This is a genomic window from Blautia pseudococcoides (assembly GCF_001689125.2).
Classification (GTDB): domain Bacteria; phylum Bacillota; class Clostridia; order Lachnospirales; family Lachnospiraceae; genus Blautia; species Blautia pseudococcoides.
This window is the reverse complement of sequence record NZ_CP015405.2, coordinates 3,670,188-3,693,593: the sequence shown is the minus strand read 5'-3', so window position 1 is coordinate 3,693,593 and position 23,406 is coordinate 3,670,188. Positions and strand designations below refer to the sequence as shown.

Genomic DNA, 23,406 nt, shown 5'->3' with positions numbered 1-23,406 from the left:
GTTGTGATCCATTTTCGTGGGGATAGGGTAGAGTTCCTTACATGACTTATATGAGCTGCCATGATCACATATCCTTTTATTTTTTGTTTCAGTATACCATTTAATACTGTTACATGCTACTGTTATTACGAATTAGCAAAGGAAAGCGTACCGGGAATAGACGGATCACCGTGTGCAGACTATGCTGGAACGTGATTTGTTTTCTTGAAAAGTTGACAGCGTGATGTTCAGACTTAAAAATAAAATAGATTTTCTAAATATCAACCTGGTTTAAAATCTATATAAGCGGGCTAAAAGCAAAAAGCCGGATGAAACGGCAGCTTCAGGCATATTCCTCAAATCTTTTTCAATCTGGACAGAGTTCTCCTTTCGTATGGTGATTTCCCCGGCAGTAGATTTTTATTATCTGGCTTATGCTTTCTTTTTTTATTTCTCTGCGGGCTTCCGAAATCATTTAGAATATCAATCTGCCACTTCTTATCGTTTTACCATCCCAATAGCAACGATAGGCTGTCTCATATTTAACCCTGAGATCGTATTAGGTAAATATAGTAAAAATGATGTGATATATATATAACTCACAATAAATGTTGTGCAATATGTATATATCGTGTATAATGGGAATGTATCCCAGTGATAAAAACCGAGGGAAAAAATCGAGGAAAAAAATGTATTTAGCCCATATAAGTGAAGATAAATTAAGAGAACAATCCATCATAGAACATGCGAAAGAAGTTGCAAAGCTGGGCGGTATGTTCGCTGCTTGTTTTGACTGTGGGGAATGGGGAGATGGCTGTGGATCAGTGCATGATATCGGAAAATATTCTATGGAATTCCAGCAGCGTCTGCACGGAGGTCCTAAAGTAGATCATGCAACTGCAGGGGCACAGGAATTATTCCGCAATGGTAATGTCATGCAGGCATATTGTGTGGCAGGACATCATTCAGGTCTGCCTGACGGAGGTTCACCTGCAGAACCCGCAACATTTTATGGAAGAATGAAAAAGGAACTGAAAGATTATCAGGACTTTAAGGCAGAGATTGAGATACCGGCATTTCCGGATGCACCGTTGAAGCCGATAGGAAAAGGTGGGTTTAGTGCGGCCTTTTTTATCCGCATGCTCTTTTCCTGCCTGGTAGATGCAGACTATCTGGATACCGAGCGATTCATGAAGCAGGGGAAGATTTCCAGAGGGAATTACGATTCTATAGAACAACTGTTTGACAGGCTATATAAGCATATAGCCTCCTGGCTGATAAATTATGATAAGGATACAGTAAACGGAAGACGCTCTGCCATACTGCGTGCATGTTTGGAAAAGGGAATAGAGCAACAGGGACTTTATCAGCTCACCATGCCTACAGGTGGAGGAAAGACCGTCTCGAGTTTGACCTTTGCCCTGCAGCATGCCAAAGAACATCATTTAGAACGTATCATTTATGTGATTCCGTTTACGTCCATAATCGAGCAGAACGCACAGGTATTTAAGGATATTCTGGGGAAAAATAATGTGCTGGAAAATCATTGTAATGTAGTCTGTGACAATGATGAGGAACTTGAAGATATGCAGCTTGCAGCGGAAAACTGGGACAAACCGGTTATTGTAACCACGAATGTCCAGTTTTTTGAGTCCTTGTTTGCCAATAAGACATCCAAATGCCGTAAAATACACAATATTTCCAAGAGTGTGATAATCTTTGATGAAGCACAGATGCTGCCGGTGAATTATCTCAGGCCGTGTATCCAAGCTATCAGTGAATTGATATATAACTATCATTGTTCCGTAGTCTTATGTACCGCGACACAGCCTGCGCTGAAACCGTTTTTTCCGGAATTCATAAAGGCGGAAGAGATATGTCCGGATGTGAAGGGGCAATATGATTTTTTTAAAAGGACGAAAGTGAAGAATATTGGTGAGATTTCGGAGGAAACCCTGATTTCTGAACTGGAAGGAAAGCAGCAGGTACTCTGTATATTAAACAGCAGGAAACGAGTCCAGAGAGTGTATGAATCCTTAAAGGGAGAAAAAATATATCACCTGTCAACTTACATGTATCCAAAGCACCGAAGATATATTTTAGACAGGATAACAAGGAATCTTAAACATGGCAGGCCATGTAAACTGATCGCGACAAGTTTGGTGGAAGCAGGCGTTGATTTTGATTTTGCATCTGTGTTTCGGGAGTTGGCTGGAATTGATTCTGTCATTCAGGCAGCAGGACGGTGTAATCGGGAAGGGAATCGGGAGAAAGATGAGAGTGAGACTATAATTTTTAGTTTGGAGCAGAGCGAAGATATTCACATTCCGAGACAATTGAAGCTGCCTATATCTGTTGCAAAACAAATCACAAAAAAATATGAGGATATCACGTCGCCAGAGGCGGTCCACGAATATTTTCAAAGGCTTTATCACTTTCGGGGAGAAAGTCTGGATATAAAGAATATTGTAGAGAGTTTTGAGAAGGGGATTCCTTCTTTTAACTTCCCTTTTGCAGCCACAGCAAAAGAATTTCACATAATTGAGTCACAGACAAAAACAATCCTTGTTGATAAAGAACCGGAGGCAATGGAGCTTGTGGAACGCCTGAGAAGGGGAGAGCATTCCAGAGAGCTGTTCAGGACTGCGGGACAGTATTGTGTAAGTATATATGAAAATGATTTTAAAAATCTGGACGGGGCAGGTATGCTGGATGCCCTGTGTACAAATATAGATACAGATTTTTATGTACTGCGTGACAAAGAACTTTATACCGATGACAGAGGCCTGACGGTCAGGGCAGAGAGGGGAGATGCATTATTGTGGTAAGTGTTTTTACATGGAAGGCAGCAAAAGCGGGAGGAGGAGAAGAATGAGCCATGGTGTACGCGTAAGGGTTTGGGGGGACAGAGCACTGTTTTCACGGCCTGAGATGAAAGTGGAGCGCTGCAGCTATGATGTGATCCCGCCGTCGGCAGCACGGGGGATTTTGGAAGCGATCTACTGGCACCCGGGATTACGCTGGGTAGTTGATAGGATTTATATCAGGAAGCCGATACAGTTTACCAGTATCAGGCGCAATGAGGTCAAAAGTAAATTACAGGCAGGAAATGCATTAAGCATTATAAATGGAGGGAATAAGCCGCTGTATCTGAGTGCCAGAGAGGAAATTGTGCAGAGGGCCGCTATCTTGCTGCGGGATGTTGAGTATGTGATAGAGGCACATTTTGAGATGACAGAACAGGCAAACCGGACGGATAACTGCGGTAAATTTAAGGATATTATTGTGAGACGGCTGCGCAGAGGCCAGTGTTTTCATATGCCGTATTTTGGATGCAGGGAATTTCCTGCTAATTTTGAAATGTATGAGCAGGAGGAGGTAGTGACTGCCTATCCGGATTGTGTAAAGGATTTGGGATATATGTTGTATGATTTTGATTATTCCGATCCGGAAAATATCACACCCATGTTTTTCCGGGCAGTCATGAAAAATGGGGTACTGGATGTACGGGATTGTGAGGTGGTCAGATGATCCTGCAGTCATTGGTGGAATATTATGAGGCTTTGGAGAAGAAAGGAAAGATAACCAGGCCCGGCTGGTGTAAAGCAAAAATATCTTTCGCACTGGATATCTCTGAGACAGGTGATCTCTTAGACGTGATCCCTCTGAAGATTGAAAAACAAAGAGGAAAGAAAACAGTTATGGAGCCCCGGCAGATGGAAGTCCCGGAAATGGTGACCCGCTCCTCCGGTGTATCAGCAAATTTCTTGTGTGATAACTCGGGGTATTTCCTGGGGATTGATAATAAAGGAAAACCTAAGCGTTCAAAAGAATGCTTTGCTGCAGCTAAAAACAAACATCTGGAAATTCTGGAAGGTATAGAAGGAACCACCGCCAGGGCGGTGCGCAGTTTCTTTGGATCCTGGAATCCGGACAGTGCTGCGGAGCATGCTGCCATAAAAGATAGTCTGGATGAAATAATTTCCGGAGGAAATCTGATTTTCTGTGTGAACGGTGACTGGGCCCAGGATGAACATGAGATAAGAGAAGCCTGGGAAAACTGCAGAGGTAATGCGGAATGGGAAAACGAAGGTATATGCCTTGTCACAGGGCAAAAAACAGAAATATCCAGAATCCATGGACTGATCAAGGGAGTGCCCGGTGCACAGTCAAGCGGGGCGGCTCTCGTGTCTTTTAATGCACCGGCATTTGAATCATACGGAAAAGAACAAAGCTATAATGCACCGGTAGGAACTTATGCGGCATATGCCTATACTACAGCTCTGAATCATCTGCTGGCAGACAGGTCACATACCAGCCAGATTGGTGATACGACAGTTGTATATTGGGCAGAGGATGGGAATGAGAAATATCAGAATTTATTTGGCGGTGCTGTGGAACCGTCTGTAGATAATCAGGATATCATTGACGGCGTGTTTAGAAGCCTGGAGGCAGGGAAGCCGACCGCAGTTGACGAGGTGGAAGAAAGCCTGTCTTTGGAACAGAAATTCTACATATTGGGATTGGCACCTAACGCCGCCAGGATTGCGGTGCGCTTTTTCTATCAGGACAGTTTTGGAAATGTTCTCAGGCATTTAAAGGAACATTATGACAGAATGGGGATCGTGAGACCGGCTGCTGATGAAATGCGGTATATGGGAATCTGGCGTATGCTTCAGGAAACGGTGAATAAAAAGTCCAGGGACAAAAAGCCGGTATCGAATATGGCGGGGAGCGTATACCGGGCAGTTATTTCCGGAGGACAGTATCCGGCATCTCTTTTTCTGGGAGTGATGGGGAGGATCAGAGCGGAGCAGGATGATAAAGACAGCCATATCCGGAAAATAACAAAGGGAAGAGCAGCGATCATCAAAGCGTATCTGATTCGCAACGGCTATGATAAAAAGGAGGAGATAACAGTGAGTCTGAATGAGGACAGCAGAAATGTAGCATACACTTTGGGACGGGAATTTGCAGTGCTGGAAGCCATCCAGGAGGAGGCAAATCCGGGAATTAATACAACAATAAAGGACAAATACTTTAATTCAGCCTGTGCCACCCCCGCAGCCATTTTTCCGGTGCTGTTTAAGTTGAAGAACAGTCATATCCGTAAAATTTCAAACCGAGGCAAAGTGGTTTATTTTGAAAAGCTTTTAGGTGAACTTCAGGACAGAATACCGGTAACGGAAGGGCAGATGGTTCCCTGTCCAAGAAGACTTTCACTGGAAGAACAGGGGATGTTCATACTGGGGTATTATCACCAGAACCAAAAACGATACGAGAAAAAGGTTAAGGAGGAAGAGCAGGATGTCAGAGGTAATTAAAAACAGGTATGAGTTTGTGATTTTATTTGATGTAGAAAATGGGAATCCAAACGGAGATCCCGATGCTGGAAATCTGCCCCGTATAGATCCGGAAAGCGGATACGGGATTGTCACAGACGTATGTATTAAAAGAAAAATAAGAAATTATGTGGAAGCAGTAAAAGAGGATGAAGAGGGTTACAAAATCTATATAAAAGAAGATGTGCCTCTGAACCGGAGCGATAATACAGCATATGAATATTTGAAAACCAACGAAAAGGAAATTAAAGAGTTAAAGAAAAAAGATCCGGACGTGGATCGGAAGATTCGTGATTTTATGTGCGGAAACTTTTTTGATATCCGAACATTCGGAGCTGTTATGACTACGTTTGTGAAAGCTGCCCTTAACTGCGGACAGGTCAGAGGCCCTGTTCAGCTGGGATTTGCCAGAAGTATTGATCCGGTGGTGAGCCAGGAAGTGACAATAACCCGTGTTGCCATTACCACAGAGAAGGATGCGGAAAATAAAAGTACAGAGATGGGAAGAAAGAACATTATTCCATATGCACTTTATAGAATGGAAGGATATATATCGGCAAATCTGGCAAGGAAAGTGACTGGATTTACAGAGGACGATTTGGATCTTTTATGGGAGGCCATTATCAATATGTTTGAGATTGACCATTCTGCTGCCAGGGGAAAAATGGCTGTCAGAGAGTTGGTTGTTTTCAAACACAGCAAAGAATTTGGCGATTGTCCGGCCTATAAATTGTTTGATGCGGTTAAGGTAAAGAAACTTGAAGATGTGATCTATCCCAGGAAATATCAGGATTATCAGGTCGAGATCCATTCGGATATGATTCCGGAAACCGTGGAGATTTCAAGGAAAATATGATGGAATATAAGGAAGAGGATTTTCTGATGCTTTCAGGCATCCAGCATTTTGCCTTTTGCAGAAGACAGTGGGCCTTGATACATATTGAGCAGCAATGGCAGGAAAACGTGCGTACTGTGGAAGGGGAACTGCTTCATAAGAAGGCACATGACACATATTCTTCGGAGAAAAGAGATGATGTGATAATCAGCAGAGGAATGCCTGTGCATTCAAGGGAGATGGGAGTCAGCGGTGTATGTGATATTGTGGAGTTCAGGAGAGCAGAAGATGGGATCTCCCTGCATGGGCACCGTGGGACTTTTCAGGTTTATCCTGTTGAGTACAAGAGAGGCAGGCCGAAAGATACCCAAATTGATATTCTGCAATTGACAGCTCAGGCTATGTGCCTGGAAGAGATGTTATCATGTACGATTGGGGAGGGAGCTATTTTTTACGGAGAGGTGAAGAGGCGGGAACGTGTTGGATTTTCGGAAGATTTAAAGACACAGGTGAAGGATATATTTGCAGAAATGCATCAGCTTTTCAATAAAAAATATACTCCTCGTGTTAAATGGTCAAAGGGATGTAATGCATGTTCTCTCAAGGATATATGTCTGCCGAAACTGGGAAAGGCATCTTCAGTTAGGGAATATATTCATGATGCAATTGGAGAGGAGGACAGTAAATCAAGAAACTATTGAACACCTTATATGTCACCTCCCCAGATGGTTATTTATCTCTGGATGGTGAAAATGTAGTGGTGCTGGATAAGGACAAGGAATTAGGAAGGGTACCGCTGCATAATTTAGAAGCGATTGTTTCCTTTGGATACAGAGGGGTGAGTCCGGCATTGATGGGAGCCTGCGCGGAGCGGGATATTTCGTTGTGCTTTATGACGCCCCAGGGCAGGTTTCTGGCAAGAGTGACAGGGAATGTGCGTGGAAATGTTATTTTAAGGAAGAAGCAGTATAGGGTATCCGGGGAGGATGAAACAAGCCTTATGATCGCACGCAACTGTATACTGGGGAAAATTTATAATTCCCGGTGGGTTCTTGAGAGGGCTGTGAGGGACCATGGTCTTCAGATTGATACGGAGGAGCTAAAGCGTGCATCAGGATATTTGCAGCAGTCTTTAAAACAGGTTAAAGGCTGCACAAATATGGAGCAGCTGCGAGGATATGAGGGGGAAGCGGCAAGTGTTTATTTCCGTGTATTTGACCAGCTTATCCTGCAGCAGAAAAAAGATTTTAAATTTGACGGAAGAAACAGAAGACCGCCGTTAGATAATGTAAATGCCATGCTCTCGTTTTTTTATACCTTGCTTACAAATATGTATGCCTCAGCATTAGAAAGCGTAGGACTGGACCCATATGTAGGGTTTATGCATACAGACAGGCCCGGCAGAGTTTCATTGGCACTTGACATGATGGAAGAGCTGCGGCCTGTCTTGGTGGATCGGTTTGTTCTGACAATGATCAATAAAAAAATGGTCAGCAAAAAGGATTTTTCTGTTAAAGAGGACGGGGCAGTATTGATCAGTGACAAATGCAGGAAGCAGCTGCTGACAGAGTGGCAGAATAAAAAGAAAGATGTCATCACCCATCCATATTTAGGAGAGAAAGTGGAGTGGGGAACCATACCATTTGCGCAGGCAATGCTTCTGGCTCGTTATTTAAGAGGCGATTTGGATGAATACCCACCATTTTTTTGGAAGTAGGTGAAGTGATGTTAGTATTGATTACCTATGATGTGAATACAGAGACAGACGCCGGGAAAAGACGCCTTAGAAAAGTTGCCAAACAGTGTGTGAATTACGGAAGGCGGGTACAAAACTCTGTTTTTGAATGCATCCTTGACAATACCTAGTGTGTTTCATTGAAAGCTGTGTTGGAAGATATTATTGATAAAGAAGTTGACAGCCTGAGATTTTATTATCTGGGAAATAATTATAAAACAAAAGTTGAGCATATGGGGGTCGATAAAGGAACGGCAGCTGATTCAACTTTGATTTTCTAGTGCGAATATGAAGTGAACAGAAAAACCCTGGGGGATTCGCACCGGGTTTTAGAGATAGGATGGGTGGATATGGGGATGGTATATGGGGCTAATTGGGATTGGATGATAAAATATGATTGAAATTTGAGGAAGTTGCACAAATATGTAGTGCTAGATTTGGTGGTTTTTGGTGTCACCACCTTCGCGGTGGTGTGGATTGAAATCTCTTGTGTTGCTCCAGCCGTTGCCGCTGTTGACGGTCACCACCTTCGCGGTGGTGTGGATTGAAATAATTCCGCCGGGTTTAAGAACTCTGCTGATTTCGTCACCACCTTCGCGGTGGTGTGGATTGAAATCAAAGCAAACAATGGCCAATATAAAAGAAGGAAAGTCACCACCTTCGCGGTGGTGTGGATTGAAATCGCAACGCAACATCCCTGGTTTGTCTCTGTCCGTGTCACCACCTTCGCGGTGGTGTGGATTGAAATCCACCAGAACATTATTCAAGCGCTTGGAGGCCCCGTCACCACCTTCGCGGTGGTGTGGATTGAAATTGTCTAAATAGACGGAGCATATCATATAAGCCGTGTCACCACTTCGCGGTGGTGTGGAAGGACGGTAAATAAAATAATTATTTACCTCCTACCCGATTCCTAGTTGCCTTGAAAGGGTAAATTGACCATGATATTTCATTTAATCTATATTAGTAACCTTTTCCCATTTCCATTTCCACCTTCCCGTCAAATACCACCCAAACGATATCACATAATTAGCCGCCCACCCCATAGGCACAGCCATCCACGCAACCTGAATCCCATACACCGGCGCGAACACATTAGTCACGATCACCCGAATAGACAGATTCACCAGATTAGCCACTGTAAATGCTTTCACATCTCCGGCCCCCCGCAGCAGCCCGTCCGTGGAGGCTTTCAGTCCAATCAAAGCGTAAAAGAACGAAAGGAATTTCACATAATCAAGCCCTGTCTGAAAAGCGGCACTTCCATTTCCGGCATCTAAAAATGCTGAGACAAACACATTCCCAAACAACTGATAAAGAACACATATAAACGCCCCGGCGCTCAGAACCGCCGCATAGCACATCCGATATCCCTTCTTCACCCGTTCCAATTGTCCTGCACCGACATTTTGGGCCGTAAATGTGGACATGGCGTTTCCCATTGCCAGCATAGGCACAATACTGATGGATTCAATCCGCATTCCCGCAGAATAACCCGCCAGCACGGAAGCCCCGAAGCTGTTTACTACGGACTGGACCAGCAGGATTCCAATCTGCACGATGGACTGCTGTATAATGGAAGGAACTGCGATCCGCACCATGGAAACCATCAGCCCCGCGTCGTACAGCCGACAAGGCTCATCTGTTTCATACTTCTTCAATTTTCTCAGAAGCAGCCCAAACGATATAACAGCGGAAACTCCCTGGGCAATCAGCGTTCCCACTGCAACCCCTCCCACCCCTAGCTGAAACTGGATGACAAATAGCATATCTAAAAAAATATTCAAAAGAGAGGAAAATATCAGCAGATAAAGCGGCGTCCTGGAATCCCCCAGTGCATTGAAAATAGATGCCTCCACATTATACATAAACAAAAACGGCAGCCCGGCAAAATAAATAGCCAGATAAAGCGCCGCATCTGAAAACACCTCTAGGGGCGTATTTACCCACCCCAGAATCCTATGATTCAGGAAAAGCCCCAGAGCCCCCAGACAAATACTCACCACAAAAAAGTTGATCAATGTGGTGAAAACAGCTGTTTTCATTTTACCTTTCTGCCCTGCGCCAAGGCATTGGGAAATGATCACAGAACTTCCGATTCCTCCGCCGATGGCAATGGCAATAAATACATTCGTGATCGCATAAGAAGCCCCAACAGCGGCAAGCGCCTGTTCCCCTACGAAATTACCTACGATCACAGAATCCGCAATATTATAAAACTGCTGAAAAAGATTCCCGAAAATCATAGGAAGAGCAAAAAGCAGCAGTGAACGCCCTGGCGGATCTGTCAGCATATTGTATGATTTTTTCTTCATAATTCCTTTGTCCCTCTCTTTTACGGTATTTTCCTTCTGTTAAAATTCAGAAACGCCGCCCCGGTATTCCTTCTATAATAATAGAATAACCGAAACAGCGTTTTTTACGATAAACGGCAGCATAAACTATAAAATTTAATTTCAGAAGTTTTCTCTGTGTTCCTTCAGCATATGCAAAATAGTTTCCTGTGTATATACTCCCAGACGTTTCCTATCTTCCTTTGACAGCTGGTCCGGATAAATCGGTTTTCCGTATTCCACAATTACTTTAGCCGGTTTGATCTTTGGAAAATGTGCCTCAAAAATCTCAGCCGAATTGGTGATCGCAATGGGAATAATAGGACAGCCCGATTTTGTAGCAATCTTAAAGCTCCCTTCATGGAAGGGCAGCATCTCCAGTTCACTTTCATTTTTATTTCTGGTTCCCTCAGGGAAAATACAGATGGAAATACCATTTTTCGCTTTGTCAATAGCGGTCAGAATGGTTTTCATACCGGCTTTGATATCCTTTCTGTCCAAAAACAGACAATGCAGATATTTCATCCAGTTTGACAGCAGAGGGATTGGCTCCATTTCTTTTTTGGCAACATATCCGGTCAAATCCGGGCACATGACATAAGTCAAAAGAATATCAAAAAAACTTCTGTGATTTCCTATGTAAAGCACAGCTGTGTCATTGGGAACATTTTCATGGCCTATGAACTGAATATCAGAACCCGTAATTTTAAGGACACATCTAAAAACAGCCTGGACAATACGAAGGGAACTGATATCTTTTGCCCTCTTGTTACATTTGCCGATCACCCACTCTGCCAGCAGAATGGGGATGGATAAAATGAGAAATCCTACAACTATAATACATACAAGAATAAAGCGGAACATAACACTCACCTTTCTATACCGTTTGGTATATGTTATTGGATAAGAAACCAGATATGCTATACACATACCTGGCCGGTAATTTTATATATTATGCGGCATACTTGCTATACCGAAAGGTATGGAATGCCATTCGCAGCATTTTATGATGTGCCGTGTGGCTGCAACGCTTCCAATACCTGTAACTCTTTATATTATACGGAAAACACGAAGGGGATGCAAGCCATATTTACTTATATAACACGAAAAATATACCGGCATACCGCGAAAAGGTACACCATTTTCCTTTGAGGCAGACATTCTTGTTATTCTAACGAAAAACCCTGCAAAAAATCGTCAATATATTCCATATTATTTTCTTTACAAAGAAGATTTCCTGTAGTAAGTTATGTATTATATCGCTGATTTTAGGGGGCTTAGAGAAAAATGCAAAAGACCGGAGTGATGAAAAAATTCATCGGTAATAAAAACTTTTATAAGATGATCCTTGCAATAGCTGTTCCTATTATGATACAGAACGGTATCACCAATTTCGTGAGCCTTCTGGATAACATCATGGTAGGAAGAATTGGCACAGAGCAGATGTCAGGCGCTGCCATTGTAAACCAGCTCATCTTTGTTTATAACCTCTGTATCTTCGGAGGTGTGTCAGGGGCGGGGATTTTTACCGCGCAGTATTTCGGGCAGAAGGACAATGAAGGTATCCGCAATACATTTCGCTATAAAATATGGATGGCAGTGATCCTTACAGTAGGAACTGTTATGGTTTTCCTCATTGGAGGTGAGCAGCTCATCAGCATGTACCTTCACGGTGAGGGCAGTGCAGAGAATCTGGCAGCTACACTTACCTACGGAAAACAATACCTTTACATTATGCTCTTAGGCCTTCCGCCGTTTATGATGGTTCAGGTATACGCAAGTACCCTGCGTGAATGTGGGGAGACAGTCGTGCCTATGAAGGCCGGAATCACAGCCGTTATCATTAACCTGGTGTTTAACTACATATTAATATACGGAAAATTCGGTTTTCCGGCGCTGGGTGTCCAGGGTGCAGCCATAGCAACCGTACTGTCCAGATATGTGGAGGCAGCCATTGTCATCCATTGGACCCATAAACACAAAGAAATAAACCAATACATTGAAGGTCTGTACAGAACCTTGAAGGTTCCTGCGCTGCTGACTAAAAAGATTCTGATCAAGGGAACCCCCCTTCTTCTGAACGAGGCCCTCTGGGCTGCCGGAATGGCCATGCTGACACAATGTTATTCCATCCGGGGACTTAATGTAGTTGCGGCCCTGAACATTGCCAACACCATCAACAATGTATTCAACATTGTATTTATAGCTCTTGGAGATTCCGTGGCCATTGTAGTGGGCCAGCTTCTGGGAGCCGGCAAAATGAAAGAAGCCCGGGACACAGATACAAAGATGATCGCATTTTCCGTATTCTGCTGTACCGGTGTTGCGCTGCTCATGCTGCTCCTTGCACCCCTGTTCCCCATGCTCTACAATACCAACCAGGAAGCCAGGGAGCTTGCAAAATACTTTATCATGGCAACCGCAGTCTTCATGCCCCAAAACGCCTTCCTCCACGCCGCCTACTTCACCCTGCGGTCCGGCGGAAAAACCATTGTTACCTTCCTGTTTGACAGTGTGTTCATCTGGTGCGTAAGCGTAACCATAGCCTTCACCCTAAGCCACCACACACTACTCCCAGTAGTTGCCATCTACATTCTGGTACAAATGGGTGACATGGTGAAATGCCTTATAGGCTTCATACTAGTAAAAAAAGGCGTATGGCTGCAAAATATAGTAGCCAATTAATCCCCGCCCAACAACACCCTTAAACATCCATTCCCAGAGCTGCCACACGAAGCAAGACTCATATAGCGACCCGTGCAACACATTCCAATTGCACCCAGCTATAAACACCTTCGACGGCAGCTCTATTTCCCTAAATTCACAATTTTCCATTAACTGTTTCATCCCTTAACATCCACAACCAAGATCAAAGAGCACTACCATATAGCATAGAATCTTACCTTCTACTCGACAATCCCATCAAGCAGACTTTTTCACAGCAACATAATCAACACACAAACGAATAAATTATCTGCCACATATTCCACAACCCAAAACAATAAAGTATTCATCACCAAGCAGAGTTTTCCAAAATGTATTCCTAAAGCTGTACTCACAAGCAGAGTTTTCCAAAATATATTCCTAAAGCTGTACCCACAAGCAGAGTTTTCCAAAATGTATTCCTAAAGCTGTACTCACAAGCAGAGTTTTCCAAAATGTATTCCTAAAGCTGTACTCACAAGCAGAGTTTTCCAAAATGTATTCCTAAAGCTATACTCACAAGCTGAATTTCCCAAATCGTATTCCTAAAGCTTTATTCACAAGCTGAATTTCCAAAATCGTACCCCTAAAGCTGCACACACAAGAAGAATCCCCAAATCCGTATCCCTAAAATAATTATATTTCAAAAGCTTTATTCTCAACGCCACATCCCCAAATCTGCATTACTAAATCCGCATCCTAAAAGCCAGGTCCAAAAGCTACATCCAAGCCCATCCAACGCAACACATCAGGACAAAAACATGGAGCTTTCATCAAAACCAGGGGGAACAGGGCAGGGCGGGCATAAGTCCCAGGAGTGATGTTTCAGAGGAGCGGACAGGAGATCCACCTGCCCCAGACACTTAGCGAGGAACCCACTGGTGACCAGCTTAGTGACTGGGAGCAGGTTCTATCCCCCCATTTCAAAAAAATTCCCTGTCATATTACATCCCCGCCCCACATACACTATTGCTAAGAGCACCAAAAACCAAAGGCGGCACCCCAACATTGAAAAAATTAATCCTAACACTATGTTTCATCTGCCTCCTGACCCTCCCCCTGGCCTCCTGCAGCATAGAAAAAGTCAAAGCCCAGGACGGAGTCAAGCCAGAGTACACAGTGATGAAGGAAGAGGATTTCCCTGATAAAGTCAAGGAACTGATAGAAGAAAACAAAGAATCAGAATTCCAGCTTACATATCAGGACGGTTCCTACCTATACCTTCTCAAAGGCTATGGCAAACAAGAGACAGGAGGATACAGTATCCAAATTGAGGACTTGTCCCTGTGGGACAATGCGATCCATCTACAGACCACCCTAATAGGGCCGGAGGAGGACAAAGACCTAAAAGACGAGCCATCCTATCCATATCTGGTGGTAAAAATGAAATACCGGGAAGAGCCGGTAATTTTTGAATAGAAAAGAGGGCTTATTGTGGAATTAATAACAAAACAGATGCGTATGATGCATACAAAATGTGAAGCTGTCAGCCAGATTACCTTTGACGAAGATTTAAATGTGCCGGATATCAAACCCGACGTAGGCCGCATGATCCAGAAAAAAGGGGAAATCCACATAGATGACGTACAGATATCAGAGGGCCACGCTTTTCTCACCGGCGCTTTGATGGTCTATCTCCTCTATGTAAGCGACAGCGAGGAGCGCAGGATCCAAAGTCTTCTCGGCACCCTTCCCATAGGGGAGACCATGCACCTGGAGGGCCTGGAAAACGGTGACAAAGTGCGGGTAAAATGGGACATTGAAGACCTGAGTGTCCAGCTTATCAACTCCAGAAAGCTGAACATCAAAGCCCTGGTAACCTTCACCGCGTCCGTGGAGGAAATGCAGGAGACCAATCTTCCTGCAGGTGTGGACGCTGAAGGCATTTCCCAGAAAAAAAAGGATATCTCCGTCATGGGGATCGCGGTCCATAAAAAAGATACCATGCGGGTAAAAGAGGACATTGCCCTTGCTTCCAACAAGCCAAATATCCACGAACTTCTGTGGAACACCGTGGAAGTCCGCGGCATGGACATCCGGGCGGAAAACGATAAGATAGGCGTAAAAGGTGAACTTTTCATATTTGCCCTGTACCGCGGGGATGATGACAACAATTCCCTCCAGTGGCTGGAGCATTCCGTCCCCTTCTACCAGGAACTGGAATGCGTGGGCTGCACCGTGGATATGGTGCCGAACATAGATGTGACCATGCCCCAGAGCAAACTGGAGGTGAAAACAGACAGCGACGGGGAGGAGCGCCTGATCGGTGTGGATGCCGTCCTGGAATTAGAAATGAAAATCTATGAGGAGGAGGAAATGTCCCTGCTTTTGGACGTATACACTCCTGTAAAAGAATGCGTCCCCATCCGCGAAAATAAAAAACTGGAAAGCCTCCTGGTGAAAAACAATTCCAAATGCCGTGTGGGGGACCGCATCAAAATGGAACAGAACCAGGGGAAAATCCTTCAAATATGCCACAGCGACGGAAATGTGAAAGTAGACGACACCCATCCTGTGGAAAACGGCATAGAAGTGGAAGGCATCGTCCAGGTGAGAATCCTCTATATTATAGGGGACGATGATATGCCCTTCTATTCCATGGATGCCATGATCCCCTTCACCCATGTGGTGGAAGCTCCGGGAATAGGGAAAAACTGTACCTATCATCTGCGGACAGATTTGGAACAACTGTCCACCACAATGATAGACAGTGATGAGATAGAAGTGAAAATAGTCATGAACCTGAATGCCCTTGTGCTGAAGCAGACGGACACAGGCATCATCCGGGAGATAGAAGAGCGGGAGCTGGACCGGGAAAAACTCCAGAGTATGCCTGGAATTGTGGGATACCAGGTACAGCCCCAGGATACACTTTGGGACATTGCCAAGAAGTTTTATACTACAATTGAAACCATTGTGCAGCTCAATAATCTGGAAAGTGACGAGGTTAAACCATATGATACCCTGATATTGACGAAGAAAGTAGAATCATAATGTTTTTGGTGTTGAAAAAAGGAGGTATATCGTATAGAATAAAGTGTATAAAAACGAATACAATATACAATAAACATTTGTAGCTGTCCGGTATCTTCTCAGCCACAAGCAGAAATCCATGCAGAACCGCCTGGGAGGATGGGATTTTTGCCAGGCTGTTGAAAGCTTTCCCTTCACGGGGACATTCTTACAGTCAGCCCAGTTGTGCGCAGACCTGCTGAACAGTTACAAAAACTTAACGATTCACCCGGTAGCATGTCTGCATCTGGCAGAAAGGAATACCAACCATGCTTTCAGGTGCAGAATTGGGAACACAGGAGATAAAAATGAGATTAAGGGCACTGGCGAAAATTAATCTGGGATTGGATGTAGTCAGAAAACGTGAGGACGGTTATCATGAGGTTCGCATGATCATGCAGACCATTAACATGTATGACCAGTTAGAAATTGATATCAAAGAGGAACCGGGGATTTCCATTACTACAAATCTGCCGTTTATCCCTACCAACGAGAACAATCTGGTCTATAAAGCAGCGCAGCTTTTGATGGATGAGTTCAAAGTGAAGAAAGGGATAACAGTGGATCTGCAGAAATTCATACCGGTCGCTGCCGGCATGGCAGGCGGGAGCTCGGATGCCGCCGCCGCCATGATCGGAGTGAACCGATTGTTCGGACTGGGGCTTACCGTGCGGGAGCTTATGGAGCGGAGCGTGAAAGTCGGTGCGGATGTTCCGTACTGCCTGCTTCGTGGCACTGCACTTGCAGAGGGAATCGGAGAGAAGCTGCGTGCTCTGCCCCCCTGTCCGGACTGCTACGTGCTCATTGGAAAGCCGCCTGTCAGCGTGTCCACGAAATTTGTCTATGAGAAACTGGATGCATCGGAGATCGCAGAACATCCGGAGATAGACAGAATGCTGGAGGGGCTCCAATGGCATAATTTGAACAGGATTGCCGAACATATGGGAAATGTTCTTGAGAGCGTGACAATTCCGGCATACCCTGTGATTGAGGAGATCAAACAACATATGAAGGACCACGGCGCAGTCAATGCCATGATGAGCGGCAGCGGTCCTACGGTCTTCGGACTCTTTGATGATAAGGCGGCAGCGGAGCAGGCCTGTGAGGCACTGCGCGAGACTAAGATCGCCAGAACCGTTTTTTTGACTACAGTATTCAATAATGGAGGAAGACACAGATGACAACGGATTTGGAAATGCATATGGATGAATACCTTCCGCTGCGGGATGTGGTTTTCAATACACTGCGGAGGGCTATCCTTAAAGGAGATTTAAAACCGGGCGAGCGGCTTATGGAGATTGCCCTGGCCGAGAAACTGGGTGTGAGCAGAACCCCCATCCGCGAGGCGATCCGGAAGCTGGAACTGGAAGGGCTGGTAGTCATGGCGCCCAGAAAAGGGGCAAAAGTGGCATCCATCACAGAGCGTGACTTAAATGATGTGCTGGAGGTCAGAAAAGGCATGGAGGAACTGGCCATCCGTCTGGCCTGTGAGCGGATCACTCCGGAGGAGTTGGACGAGCTGGACAAGGTGGAGCATAGATTTTTAAGCCTGACTGAGAACGGGGATTTGACGGAGCTTGCTGAGATGGACGTGGCATTTCACGATATCATTTATAATGCCACCAATAATAACCGCCTGGTGCAGCTCTTGAGCAATTTAAGGGAACAGATGTACCGTTACCGTATTGAGTATCTGAAGGATATCGCTGTGCGCCGTACACTTGCCCAGGAGCACAGAGCGATCTGCGAAGCTCTGCGGAAAAAGGACAAGGAGTCTGCGCTGAAGTATGTCTATGTCCATGTGGATAATCAGCAGAAGGCTATCATCCGTAGCCTGAACGAGCCGGATTAATGTTACTGCTAACAGTAACACGTTTTGCCATGCATAGTTCTGCCCTTTGGAGTAGGAAATGCAATTTATTGCATTTTGCGCTGCGTGAATGGGGATAGTGACGGAATAACGCATTGTATAATAATAGAAGAAATGGATATTCTAAGAGAGATGTAAAAAAATACGTCTCTCTTTTTTTGTGCGGCAGATCCATCCTGTTTTCAGGTACACTATAGCGGCAGGAGAGCGGAAAGGGGCCTTCCAAATGAAAAACAACGACGAAATATCCATCCATATACAGGAAAATGAAGACTACATCCGAAAGACACTGAAAGACTGCGCTGACGTTATTATCCGTCCCATGATTCTGGGACAGGAACAGAAAATACGCTGCCTGGTAGTCTATATTGAGGTGGCAGTCAGCAACATGATGCTGGAGGACTCTGTCATTGGCAAGCTGGTAAACCATATGTGGGAAATGCCAAAGGATGAGATCCTGGAATTTGTGGATGAAAACGGTCTGGGAATCTCGGATGTTAAAACCCTGGATACTATGTCAGAAGCTCTGGCAGCCATGTTTGCGGGGAATGCCATTTTCTTCTTTGACGGCTACCCACACTCTATTAAGGTATCCAGCAAGGGTTATCCCAGCATGGGTGTGCAGGAGGCATCCAGGGAAAAGGTGCTGCGGGGCTCAAAAGAAGGATTTTCAGATGTGGTCAAAACCAACTCCGCTCTTGTGCGGAAAAGGATCCGGAATGCCAAGTTAAAAGTCAAAGAAAAAACTCTGGGTGTCAGAAGCCAGACATTGGTGCAGATTCTTTACATGGAGGAACTGGTGCGCCCGGAACTGTTGGAAGAGCTGGACCGGCGATTGGAGAGCTTTGAGATTGACGGTGTCATGGACAGCGGCATTGTGGAACATCTGGCTGAGGAAAACTGGCTGTCCCCATTTCCCCAGTTCCAGACATCTGAGCGCCCGGACAAGTGCGCCATGGAGATCCTCAACGGCAGAGTCCTGGTGCTTGTTGACAATTCCCCTATGGGAATCCTGCTTCCGGCTGCGTTCAACGACTTTCTGCAGGTGAGCGAGGATGAATACAACCATTTTGAGCTGGCATCCTTTTTAAGGATCATCCGCTATATAGCGGCAGCATTTGCCATGCTCTTTTCTGGAACCTATCTGGCAGTGACGAATTTCCATACCCAGGTACTTCCCACCAACCTGATCCTCTCCTTTGCGGAGGCCAGAAAAGGTGTGCCCTTTCCGGGGATTCTGGAGGTCTTTTTTATGGAGGTGGCATTTGAGAGTATCCGGGAAGCCGGGGTTCGGGCGCCAGGGCCTCTTGGCGGCACCATCGGTATTGTGGGCGGTCTGATCATCGGCCAGGCGGCTGTGGAGGCCAACCTGGTAAGCCCCATTGTGGTGGTCGTGGTGGCTGTGACCGCATTGGCCACATTGGCTATCCCAAATGAGGAATTTACGGCGCCCTTCAGGCTTTTGAAATTCGGTTTCATCCTTCTTGGAGGTACCATGGGTGTCTTTGGTATGCTCTTAGGGCTTTATCTTGTTATCAGCCATCTGGCAGGCCTCAAAAGCTTTGGCATCCCCTATCTGACACCGTTTGCCGCGCAGAGAGATGCAGGATACAGAGGTGAATCAGACGGCGTTGTCCTGGCACCGCTCAGATTTATGACAAGAAGGCCTCTCTATGCCAGAAGAGATCAGCAGGTGCGCCTCAAAACAAAAGGAGGAAAGAAGCATGTACGCTGACAATCAAAGGATATCCCACAGACAGCTTTTTCGGCAGTTGGTCCTGGGACAGTTGGGCATCTATTTAGTCACCGTTCCCGTCACCTCATATCTGGAGGGACGGCAGGGGGTGCTCTCCCTGCTTTTAATGGGATTTTTGTTCCTGGCAGCCAGCATATTCTTTATCCGTATGAAATCCTGCTATTTAATGCCTGAGCGGTATATGGGAAAATACGCGGGGAAAATTTTCTGTCTTCTGCATCTGTCATACCTTTTTATCACAGGGGTCTTCCTGCTTCTTGTGACCAGCAGGATCACGGGCCGTTTCTTCATTGAGAGCAGCAAACCTTTTGTGATCATCACGATCACTGCTGTGGTGTGCTATCTGGGAAGCCATCAGGGACTGGAGCGAAGGGGACGTATGGCGGAGATCTGTTTTCCGGTCATTTTATTTGTGCTGGCCATCATGTTTCTGCTGTCTGTCACCAGAGTCAATGGTGCCTATCTGGAAGTGACGGGATATACGTCACTGAAAGGCGTGATCCAGGGATGTTACAGGGTGTTCTGTACCTTCCTCCCGGTATTCTTCCTGCCCTTTACCCTGGGAAATGTGGACCGTCCGGGCAATGCGGGAAAAGCGCTGAACAGCTCCGTGTTTCTTCTTCTGGGGATTTTGTCCGCAGCCCTGATCCTGTTACAGGGGGCATTCGGAGCAGGGGGCTATGTGCAGAAGTCCTACCCACTTTTTGACATGATGGCAGGCGTGGATCTGCCGGGGGATTTTCTGGAACGTGTGGATATCTTTTTCATTGCTGCTGTCATGTTCTGCATCTTTTTTGCTGTGGGCAGTATTTTTTTCTACAACCACGAGCTGTTAAAGCGGGGGCATATGGAAAAAGGGGCGCCCTACCTGGCAGGAGGGATTCTGGTATGCGCACTGGGATGTGAGAAAGCAGGCATTTCCCTGGAATGGTACCGCGAGGTTCTGCAGAACATTTATGCGCCGCTGTTCCTGCTGCTGGCGCTGTGGGCAGGGATTGCGTACGGAAGGGGGAAACATCATGATAAGGAAGAAAAGTAAAGCGGTGCTCCTGGCTGCCATTCTGGCATTAAGTCTTTCCGCCTGCGGGGTGGCTCTGGAGAACCGCAGTTTTCCCCTCTCCATGGGTGTGGATTATCAGGACGGGGAATATCAGGTTTATTACGGCCTTCCCGACTTGTCAGGGGTGACAGGGCAGAATAAGGACAGTGAGAACCAGAAAGCCGGAGAAAAAGCAGATTTTTACCAGGGTAAAACCATGGAGGATGCGGAAAAAGATTTTCAGAACAGCCAGGAGGACTACCTGGATACCGGACATCTCAAAGTCCTCCTTCTGGGGAACGGTCTGCTTGACGACCAGGAAGCCTATAAAAATCTGCTTCACTATCTGGAAGACAAGCCCTCAGTAGCAGGAAATATCTACGTGTTCTCCTGCAGCCAGCTTGGGGATGTGATGAGCATGGATGGGCAGGAGATGGATTCCCTGGGGGATTATCTGACAGGTATCGTGGAGAACCGGCCTGACAGTCAGGCAAAAGAGCAGACAGACCTGCAGGACTTATATAATGCCTGGCACAATGGGGAGGACCGCCCCGGCCTTTTGGAGGTAAGCGCTCTGGAGGATAAAATTATGCTGAATCAGGAATAGGCCTGCGAAGATACGGCAATACTCTGTCTATAATAAAAAATGAGAAATAAAAAATCCGGCAGGAGGTGCGGTAATACGGACATTTCCGCACCATCACACCGGGTAAGACGGAGGGATTTGCTGTGAGACGAAGAATGCAGAGAAATATATGGATCGCCGCTACGATCATTGGACTTCTTGCCACTGTACTGATCGGGGCTGTCCGCATACATACACTGAAGAAGGAAAAAGAGGAGACACAGGTGCGTCTGGAACGGGAAGTGCAGCAGGGGATCGCAAAAGAAATCTTCCGCCTGCATGTGGTTGCCAACAGTGATACAGAGGAAGACCAGAACCTGAAGCTTCAGGTTAAAACAGGCATTGTGGATTATCTGGAGGAAGTCCTTGGTGAGGACAGGTCCCTGGATGCTACGAAAGAGGGGGTTTTGACCCATTTAGATGAGATCGAGAAGACCGCCAGACAGGTGATGGCGGAAGAGGGATATGATTATGCGGTCACAGCTGCCGTGGAAAAGACGTATTTTCCGGACAAGACTTATGGGGACTGTACGTTTCCGGCAGGAGAATATGAAGCGCTGAATGTGAAAATCGGGGAGGCCAAGGGACACAACTGGTGGTGTGTCCTCTATCCAAGCCTTTGCTTTATTGATGAGTCCCACGGTGTGGTTTCGGAGGACAAAAAAGAGGACTTAAAGGAAGTTCTGACAGAGGAAGAATTTCTGGCTGTTTTAAACGATCCGGAGAAAAGAGATAAGGTGAAAATAGGATTTAAGTGGTTTTAATGGTTGCTGCTTGCATTCTGGGCCTAATGAGGGTAAAATGGAAACACGGTTAAAATAGAAAAAATTTTAAGAGGGTTTTCATATGAACCAGAATAAACAGGCACCAATCGGTGTTTTCGATTCCGGCGTGGGCGGACTTACCGTTGCCAGAGAGATCATGCGTAACCTGCCCAGTGAGCGGATTGTATACTTTGGGGATACTGCAAGGGTGCCCTATGGAAGCAAGTCAAAAGAAATTGTGCTGAAATATTCCCGTCAGATCGTGCGTTTTCTGCAGACCCAGAATGTAAAGGCCATTGTGGTAGCGTGCAACACAGCCAGTGCCATGGCCCTGGAAACCATACGGGAGGAGATAGATATTCCTATCATAGGTGTGGTGAAGCCGGGAGCAAAAGTGGCTGCACAGACCACCAGGAATAAAAAAATCGGTTTGATAGGTACAAGAGGCACAGTGAAATCTGAACTGTATCCTGCCATCATACATGAATATGATCCCCAGATACAGGTCATAGGCCAGGCCTGCCCTCTGCTGGTGCCCCTGGTGGAGGAAGGCTGGCTGAAGGATGAAGTTACAGTTGAAGTGGCAAAACGATACCTGAACCCCCTTCTGGAACAGGGCGTGGACACCCTCATCCTGGGCTGCACCCATTATCCGCTGCTGCGCTCCCTGATGCGTCAGGTGGCAGGTGACGGCGTGACACTGGTGAATCCTGCCTATGAGACTGCCCAGGCTCTGCGGGAGCTTTTGAAGGAACATGGGATAGAGAATGACGGGCATGAGGAGGAGGAGTTTCCTTACCGCTTCTATGTCAGCGATGCGGAGGAGCGCTTCCAGGAGTTTGCAGGATCTATCCTGCCTTATGATGTGAGGATGACCAAGCAGATTAATATTGAGGAGTATTGAAAATGACGAAAGATGTACTGATCACAGTTAAAGGGATGCAGGCAATGGATGCCAACGACGAGCCGGAAGCAGTGGAAGTGGTGGCAAAGGGAGATTATTATTACAGGAACGGCCATCATTTTATCTGCTACGAGGAAGTTCAGGAGGGATATGACAAAATCACAAAGAACATGATCAAAGTCATGCAGGGTTCCGTGGAAGTCCAGAAAAAGGGACTTACCAACACACACATGATTTTCGAGGAGACCAAGAAGAACCTGACCTATTATGCCACGCCCTTTGGGGATATGCAGATGGGGATATCCGCTACAAAGATTGATGTGAAGGAGCAGGAGGAGAATATTGACATCCTCATTGACTACGCACTGGAGATCAATGAAGTACATACAGCGGACTGTCAGATATGTGTGAATGTGAAGCCCCAGGGTGCAGGGAATTTCCACCTGGCATCTTCCCATTGAAAAACAGAGCAGCAGATATAAAAAATGCCGTCCGGGATTTGGTCCATT

19 protein-coding genes, 1 pseudogene and 1 CRISPR repeat array are annotated in these 23,406 nt (G+C 45.8%); of the genes and pseudogenes, 18 read left to right on the top strand and 2 right to left on the bottom strand.

All coding sequences use genetic code 11. The annotated features are described in order from the left end of the window. Positions 1-668 precede the first annotated feature (668 nt). The 7 genes and pseudogenes from A4V09_RS17445 (at position 669) to cas2 (ending at position 8,172) form a co-directional block, all read left to right on the top strand. The gene (locus tag A4V09_RS17445) at positions 669-2,807 is read left to right on the top strand and encodes a CRISPR-associated helicase/endonuclease Cas3 (protein ID WP_065543457.1); all 2,139 of its coding nucleotides are present in this window, start codon (positions 669-671) and stop codon (positions 2,805-2,807) included. Between the two features lie 43 nt (positions 2,808-2,850). After that, a complete protein-coding gene (cas5c, locus tag A4V09_RS17440) occupies positions 2,851-3,510 on the top strand; it encodes a type I-C CRISPR-associated protein Cas5c (RefSeq protein ID WP_065543456.1) in 660 nt (219 codons plus the stop codon). Beyond that, the gene (gene cas8c, locus A4V09_RS17435) at positions 3,507-5,303 is read left to right on the top strand and encodes a type I-C CRISPR-associated protein Cas8c/Csd1 (protein ID WP_065543455.1); all 1,797 of its coding nucleotides are present in this window, start codon (positions 3,507-3,509) and stop codon (positions 5,301-5,303) included. Before cas5c ends, cas8c begins: the two co-directional genes overlap by 4 nt. After that, positions 5,287-6,177: a type I-C CRISPR-associated protein Cas7/Csd2 gene (cas7c, locus tag A4V09_RS17430; RefSeq protein ID WP_065543454.1), complete on the top strand. Its 891-nt coding sequence runs from the start codon at positions 5,287-5,289 to the stop codon at positions 6,175-6,177. The genes cas8c and cas7c overlap by 17 nt, the downstream gene beginning before the upstream one ends. Continuing rightward, the gene (gene cas4 / locus A4V09_RS17425) at positions 6,177-6,857 is read left to right on the top strand and encodes a CRISPR-associated protein Cas4 (protein ID WP_065543453.1); all 681 of its coding nucleotides are present in this window, start codon (positions 6,177-6,179) and stop codon (positions 6,855-6,857) included. Before cas7c ends, cas4 begins: the two co-directional genes overlap by 1 nt. Continuing rightward, positions 6,842-7,873 (top strand): type I-C CRISPR-associated endonuclease Cas1c, encoded by a 1,032-nt coding sequence (cas1c, locus tag A4V09_RS17420; protein WP_065543452.1) that lies wholly within the window; start codon positions 6,842-6,844, stop codon positions 7,871-7,873. The genes cas4 and cas1c overlap by 16 nt, the downstream gene beginning before the upstream one ends. Before the next feature lie 8 nt (positions 7,874-7,881). Then, positions 7,882-8,172 (top strand): annotated as a pseudogene (cas2, locus tag A4V09_RS26530) (CRISPR-associated endonuclease Cas2). 171 nt (positions 8,173-8,343) lie between these two features. Next, a CRISPR array of direct repeats spans positions 8,344-8,705; the repeat unit is 32 nt; unit sequence GTCACCACCTTCGCGGTGGTGTGGATTGAAAT. A 139-nt stretch (positions 8,706-8,844) separates the two neighbouring features. On the opposite strand, the gene A4V09_RS17410 reads toward cas2, so the two are convergent. Together A4V09_RS17410 and A4V09_RS17405 are read right to left on the bottom strand one after the other, a co-directional pair. Beyond that, complete coding sequence (locus tag A4V09_RS17410; protein ID WP_065543451.1) at positions 8,845-10,206, bottom strand: MATE family efflux transporter; 1,362 nt, start codon at positions 10,204-10,206, stop codon at positions 8,845-8,847. Between the two features lie 141 nt (positions 10,207-10,347). Then, complete coding sequence (locus tag A4V09_RS17405; RefSeq protein WP_065543450.1) at positions 10,348-11,088, bottom strand: lysophospholipid acyltransferase family protein; 741 nt, start codon at positions 11,086-11,088, stop codon at positions 10,348-10,350. A gap of 423 nt (positions 11,089-11,511) precedes the next feature. Here A4V09_RS17405 and A4V09_RS17400 point away from each other — a divergent pair, with 423 nt between their 5' ends. The 11 genes from A4V09_RS17400 (at position 11,512) to A4V09_RS17350 (ending at position 23,358) form a co-directional block, all read left to right on the top strand. Beyond that, the gene (locus tag A4V09_RS17400; RefSeq protein WP_084043648.1) at positions 11,512-12,909 is read left to right on the top strand and encodes an MATE family efflux transporter; all 1,398 of its coding nucleotides are present in this window, start codon (positions 11,512-11,514) and stop codon (positions 12,907-12,909) included. Between the two features lie 1,026 nt (positions 12,910-13,935). Next, positions 13,936-14,346, top strand: coding sequence for a protease complex subunit PrcB family protein (locus A4V09_RS17395; RefSeq protein WP_065543449.1), 411 nt, complete (start codon positions 13,936-13,938; stop codon positions 14,344-14,346). Between the two features lie 15 nt (positions 14,347-14,361). Then, on the top strand, positions 14,362-15,921 hold the full coding sequence (locus A4V09_RS17390; protein WP_065543448.1) for a DUF3794 and LysM peptidoglycan-binding domain-containing protein: 1,560 nt from the start codon (positions 14,362-14,364) through the stop codon (positions 15,919-15,921). A 326-nt stretch (positions 15,922-16,247) separates the two neighbouring features. Beyond that, on the top strand, positions 16,248-17,120 hold the full coding sequence (gene ispE, locus A4V09_RS17380) for a 4-(cytidine 5'-diphospho)-2-C-methyl-D-erythritol kinase (RefSeq protein WP_065543446.1): 873 nt from the start codon (positions 16,248-16,250) through the stop codon (positions 17,118-17,120). Next, positions 17,117-17,791: a GntR family transcriptional regulator gene (locus A4V09_RS17375; RefSeq protein WP_065543445.1), complete on the top strand. Its 675-nt coding sequence runs from the start codon at positions 17,117-17,119 to the stop codon at positions 17,789-17,791. The genes ispE and A4V09_RS17375 overlap by 4 nt, the downstream gene beginning before the upstream one ends. A 244-nt stretch (positions 17,792-18,035) precedes the next feature. Beyond that, entirely contained in the window at positions 18,036-19,544 is a 1,509-nt protein-coding gene (locus tag A4V09_RS17370; RefSeq protein ID WP_065543444.1) for a spore germination protein, read from the top strand. Next, on the top strand, positions 19,534-20,604 hold the full coding sequence (locus A4V09_RS25515) for a GerAB/ArcD/ProY family transporter (protein ID WP_242963859.1): 1,071 nt from the start codon (positions 19,534-19,536) through the stop codon (positions 20,602-20,604). The genes A4V09_RS17370 and A4V09_RS25515 overlap by 11 nt, the downstream gene beginning before the upstream one ends. After that, the gene (locus tag A4V09_RS25510; protein ID WP_242963858.1) at positions 20,585-21,211 is read left to right on the top strand and encodes a Ger(x)C family spore germination protein; all 627 of its coding nucleotides are present in this window, start codon (positions 20,585-20,587) and stop codon (positions 21,209-21,211) included. The genes A4V09_RS25515 and A4V09_RS25510 overlap by 20 nt, the downstream gene beginning before the upstream one ends. 122 nt (positions 21,212-21,333) lie before the next feature. After that, complete coding sequence (gene spoIIR / locus A4V09_RS17360; RefSeq protein WP_242963857.1) at positions 21,334-21,993, top strand: stage II sporulation protein R; 660 nt, start codon at positions 21,334-21,336, stop codon at positions 21,991-21,993. Between the two features lie 82 nt (positions 21,994-22,075). Next, complete coding sequence (murI, locus tag A4V09_RS17355; protein WP_065543442.1) at positions 22,076-22,897, top strand: glutamate racemase; 822 nt, start codon at positions 22,076-22,078, stop codon at positions 22,895-22,897. Positions 22,898-22,899: 2 nt separating this feature from the next. After that, complete coding sequence (locus tag A4V09_RS17350; protein WP_065543441.1) at positions 22,900-23,358, top strand: YwiB family protein; 459 nt, start codon at positions 22,900-22,902, stop codon at positions 23,356-23,358. Positions 23,359-23,406: the final 48 nt, after the last annotated feature.